This window comes from Pseudanabaena sp. 'Roaring Creek', from assembly GCF_001402795.1.
Taxonomy (GTDB): Bacteria; Cyanobacteriota; Cyanobacteriia; order Pseudanabaenales; family Pseudanabaenaceae; genus Pseudanabaena.
In genome coordinates this window covers 1-5,147 of the sequence record NZ_LIRE01000131.1, presented here as the reverse complement: position 1 = coordinate 5,147, position 5,147 = coordinate 1, and the positions used below count along the sequence as shown (strand labels likewise).

Below are 5,147 nucleotides of genomic sequence, written 5' to 3'. Positions count from 1 at the left end.
CCAATCACTTCTTTGCATCTTTGTGGGGATATGTGAAATTGGAGGTTCTTAAACTCAATTCTAAGCTCAATCATTTTGCTCTCAAATCCAAATTGTATATTAAGGCTTTGCAGCAATCTTACTTGGAATGGCAATCCCTGAAACCTTTTTAGACTTCTGCGTAAGGTGAGGTCATAATATTTTTTAGATTAACCAATGTTAAATATCGTTCAAATCCTACCGATCTAAAATTGCATCATAATCGCTATGTATGCCAATCCAAAACCAGACAATCTCTTCAGGTTTTTCGACTCCAAGCGCTCGATAATTATCGGTGATCCTTACAGACCATAATTGTTTACGCTTGCCAACTTTCTTATTTTGTGTCTTCCATTACACCGTCAAGAAAGGCAACTGCACCTTTGCCCCAAGGGTTTTGCTCCGTAAAATGCTCGCCAACTTTAATGGTAGCTTTTTTCCCTCCATTCCAAAGACGTTTCAAATTTAAAAAGTTTTGCCAACGAAAAGATTGAGTTTGTTTTAATTCTTGAGATTTAACATTAATAGTTTGAAGGGCAGTTTCATCATCTTCAGTATCTGGGAACTCTTGCTGCAAATCATTGATAAACTCCTTAAAATCAGTCAACAATAATTCAAAGTTTTGTTCGTGAAGACTATTGTATTGACTAAATTCTTGTTTGCTTCCTTCAGCAGCAAAACCAACCCCAATTGTTGAATATTGCTGATTAATGTTAATTTGTGGCTTTTCTGACATGATAGTAGTAACTCCTGAATAGTTATTATTGATTATAGTTTGAGTGTTATTAATTCCCAAAACTGCATTAGTAATCATTGAAATAGCAGCATTAATTTCTTGCTGAAAAGCTTTATTTCCTAAAGACCGAAGGTAATTAAGATATTCTTTTGACTGGACTCCTTTAAAATTACTGTTATGCATTAGTAACATATTAATGACATCTACAGGCAGAATTGGCAATCTTATTTTTGTTGCAGGATCTTGAAGTGACATGGGCTGCAATCTAAAGATCATTGCAATTCGCTGAGCTTTGTATAGTTCCGTGAACAATTCATCTTGATACGTTAATACCTTTTGAGAGGAATTAGCAATGATATATCTAGCTGTAGCCTCAACTGTTATAGCTTCTATCTTTTGGTAAAATGAGCCACTTGATTGGATAATTTCTGTAGTCAATCCATTTGTAGATGCATAATCCTCATGCATGAGTTGAATTGCCTGAATTGCTCTTGCTGTCTGAATAAAGTATGGATTACGTGTTTTTAATGTTTTGTTCAAGGATTCTTCAACAGACTCAGGAGTTAGATACAACATCGCTTCTCTTCGACTGAAATTTGCAGCAGCAACGGGATCAAGTTTTTTCTCTGATTTTGCTCTATTAAGATATGTTTTGGCTTTTTGATATGATCTTCCTTTAGTATGAAGAATAGCATTAGTGATATAGCTAAATTCGGATGATTTAATGATTAATATATGTTCTGATTTAATGAATTTTTGAATAAGATGATCGACATCTTGCAGTGTTGCAACTGCTGCTAACCACTTCTCTATCCAACTACCTGCACATACGTTTTGACCAATCCACTCTCCTATTAAAGCCAATACAAGATAAAGCAATGATGCAATTTGAGTAACACCAGCTTTAAAGGCAACATCTGCACAATAATTGATTTGACCGTAATCTAATACACAAGGAAATAGCTCAGGATCGTTGATAATACTTTTTGGTATTACTAGATTAACTACCGCTTTTCCGAGATTATTCAAAGGCTCTTGAACGCTACTATATTGACACCGCCCACAAATTGGAACTGTCCAATCTTTCTCCCACAAATTGAGAGTTAGTTGAATAAGTTCCAATAGGAATTTTTCTAGTTCGGTATGAGACTCTTTTCTATTGTATATATTTGTAAGTGTATGACTTAGAAATGTAATATCATCTTTTGGAAAGACATGATGATTTTCAAATTCTCCATCTACATAAGCACCGCACCAAACACAGTAATCATGTCCAACAATATCCCATGCAGTTAATTTTGAATGTTTGTGAGGTAATGAACCATCTAAAGCAATCGTAAAGTTCTTTGTAAATAAACTTGACATCTGAGTACATCACATTTTCGTAGTGGATACAACTAAATTTTTATTAGATTGAAGCTTATAAATTGCTGGCAGCAACTTGAAATTAAAACTAACTTTTAGATAGACTCGCTTGATAATAATTTAAATAATTTGACAGATTATTACCATGTCAAGTTCCTGTTTGACGAAACAAATTGTTATCTTACTTTATTGTAAAAATACGCCGAAAATAGTTTATTGCCCGTACTATTTATGTAACTCATAAACATCTCATTTTATTTGGCGAAGCTACAGCAAACCTATTCTAATCATTATGTTATAGCTTATTTCACTGCTTTAGTGTCGTATGTCGATCGCCTAAAAGCTATAATCAACCGCAAGTCTATAAATTTTTGTAAATATGTCGTCTCCAACCCCTGACGTACCAGCGAGCGAGTCTCGCGAAGCCCGTACCCGCCAAATGCTTGGAATGAAAGGTGCGGACATTAAAGAAGCTTCGATCTGGAAGATTCGCTTGCAATTGATGAAACCGATCACATGGATACCCCTGATGTGGGGCGTACTCTGCGGTGCTGCCTCCTCTGGTGATTTTACATGGTCAATTGAAAACGTATTGCGATCGCTACTTTGTATGCTCATGTCAGGTCCCCTCCTGACAGGCTATACCCAGACGATTAATGATTACTACGATCGCGAAATTGACGCAATTAACGAACCATATCGTCCGATTCCATCGGGAGCAATTCCCCTCAATCAAGTCATCGCTCAGATCTGGATTTTGTTGCTCGGTGGTATTGGCGTTGCCGCGATCCTCGATATCACCGCAGGTCATGCCGACTTTATCATGACCAAATTAGCTCTGGGTGGCTCATTCGTTGCCTATATCTATTCTGCGCCACCTTTGAAGCTCAAGCAGAATGGTTGGCTCGGTAACTATGCCCTAGGAGCCAGCTATATCGCCCTACCTTGGTGGGCAGGACATGCCCTCTACGGACATCTCAACTGGACAGTAGTAGTCGTAACCTTGATTTACAGCTTCGCAGGTTTAGGGATTGCCGTAGTTAACGACTTTAAGAGCGTGGAAGGCGATCGCGAATTAGGCTTAAAATCTTTGCCCGTGATGTTTGGAGTCCAGAAGGCAGCTTTACTATCGGCAACAGCGATCGATGTCTTCCAAATAGGCATTGCTGTATATCTAGTCACCGTCGGACAGCAACTATTAGCAAGTTTGATTGTTCTATTAGTGATCCCTCAGATTACATTTCAGGATATGTACTTCCTCCGCGATCCGCTTAAAAATGATGTGAAATATCAAGCTAGCGCCCAACCATTTCTGGTAATTGGGATGTTAGTCGCAGGAATTGCCATGGGACATGCAGGGATCTGATTATTCTGAATATTTAAGTATGGCAAAGCAAGTTTTGCTTAGGAAATGAAACCCCAAAGATGAGTGAGGGTACTGCGCACTGTTACCCATCTTTGGGGTTTTGATTTGTAATAACCAACTCAAACCCCGCAAGTAGCACTTTGTGCCTCAATTATACTTAATGGGAAATAGCTCCTAAAGGGTGATTTAGTGATGATGAATGTTGATTATTATCTATAGGCAAAGAAAGCCGATACATCAGATATCATTTGCCAATATTCATGATTAAACATCAAGACCGAAGACCGCGATCGCCAATCGCTATACCAAATAAATCATTGAGGGATAAATCATTGAGTAAGTCATTAGGCGCTGTAATTGGTGTTTTGCTGGTTTCTTGCTCTGCTGCACCCCAAGGTAATGGAGTGCGCGCAGTTCCCGTGCCAATTTCTGCGGTGGAGACAGGAACCGTCACCGACAGCTCAGATTACGTTGCCAATCTACAATCTCGCCAATCTGTCACCCTTCAACCAAGAGTGGACGGCTATGTCCAAGAGATTTACGTTAAAGCAGGCGATCGGGTTGAAGCAGGAACGCCTATTTTACGGATCGATCCTGCGACTCAACAGGCTGCAGTACAGCAGTCGGTAGCAACCTTAGCAACTTCCCAGTCCGACTTTGAAAATGCTAAAGCTACTCTTGCTCAACTAACTGCTAGTAAAGAGTCCACCTTATCTAGTCTTGATTTCAATCAAAAAGAGTATAAGCGCTATTCCGATTTGGTGACACAAGGAGCGTTCGCAAGGCAAAAGCTTGATGAAGTTTCTAATAACTTAAGAAATGCTAGAGCGGAACTAGGGAAAATCGATGCCCAGATCGAAGCTCAAAAAGCTAGTATCAACAGTGCCGCAACAAGGATCGAAGCATCTCGCGCTGGTGCAGTTCAACAAGAAGTGCAATTAGATTACTATACGGTAACAGCTCCTTTTGCGGGTATCGTGGGCGATATTCCCGTTAAGGTCGGCGATAATGTAAATAGTACGACCCAACTAACGACAGTCACACAAAACCAAGTATTAGAAGTACAGATTGCCGTACCCATTGAGAATGCACCACGATTGAGAATGGGAATGCCCGTGGAGTTGTTAGACGCTCAGGATAAATCCCTTGTTAAAGGAAATGTGGCTTTTATTTCGCCAAATATCAATTCTCAAAATCAATCAGTTTTGGTAAAAGCGAACTTTAATAATGGGAACAACCAGCTAAAGGCAAATCAGTTTGTTAGAGCGAGATTGATTTGGGCTTCTCGTTCTGGCGTTGTCGTTCCTACCTCCGCAATTTCTCGCCTTGGCGGTCAAGATTTTATCTTTGTTGCCGAAGAAAGTTCGGCAAATGGGCAAACCCAACTAGTTGCTAACCAAAAAGCCATTAAGCTCGGCAAAATTACTGGTAACAAACAAGAGGTATTAGAAGGGCTAACTGCTAAAGATAGGATCGTCGTTGCTGGAATTCTCCAACTCCGTAACGGTGCGCCGATCGCCCCCCTTGCAGAACAGCCTAAAAAATAGCTATAGCTGTCGCCAAATGTACTAAGACATAAACCCCAAGAATTGACTGGAGGCGCGAAGCGCCTCCAGTCAATTCTTGGGGTTTGATTTGTCCTAAGTCAAGTGACTGTAGCTA

3 protein-coding genes are annotated in these 5,147 nt (G+C 39.8%); 2 read left to right on the top strand and 1 reads right to left on the bottom strand.

Annotated elements, in window-relative coordinates:
* Nucleotides 1-355: 355 nt before the first annotated feature.
* On the bottom strand, nucleotides 356-2,119 hold the full coding sequence (locus tag AC805_RS04215) for a hypothetical protein (RefSeq protein ID WP_055074254.1): 1,764 nt from the start codon (nucleotides 2,117-2,119) through the stop codon (nucleotides 356-358).
* 379 nt (nucleotides 2,120-2,498) lie between these two features.
* On the opposite strand from AC805_RS04215, the gene chlG reads away from it, so the two are divergent.
* Nucleotides 2,499-3,485: a chlorophyll synthase ChlG gene (gene chlG, locus AC805_RS04210; protein WP_055074253.1), complete on the top strand. Its 987-nt coding sequence runs from the start codon at nucleotides 2,499-2,501 to the stop codon at nucleotides 3,483-3,485.
* 260 nt (nucleotides 3,486-3,745) lie between these two features.
* On the top strand, nucleotides 3,746-5,032 hold the full coding sequence (locus AC805_RS04205; RefSeq protein ID WP_231662423.1) for an efflux RND transporter periplasmic adaptor subunit: 1,287 nt from the start codon (nucleotides 3,746-3,748) through the stop codon (nucleotides 5,030-5,032).
* The last annotated feature ends 115 nt before the right edge of the window (nucleotides 5,033-5,147 follow it).

What these genes read in the sequence shown, in the direction of transcription:
- AC805_RS04215 (WP_055074254.1), bottom strand. Translation starts at nt 2,119, where the DNA reads ATGTCAAGTTTATTTACAAAGAACTTTACGATTGCTTTAGATGGTTCA.
- chlG (WP_055074253.1), top strand. Translation starts at nt 2,499, where the DNA reads ATGTCGTCTCCAACCCCTGACGTACCAGCGAGCGAGTCTCGCGAAGCC.
- AC805_RS04205 (WP_231662423.1), top strand. Translation starts at nt 3,746, where the DNA reads ATGATTAAACATCAAGACCGAAGACCGCGATCGCCAATCGCTATACCA.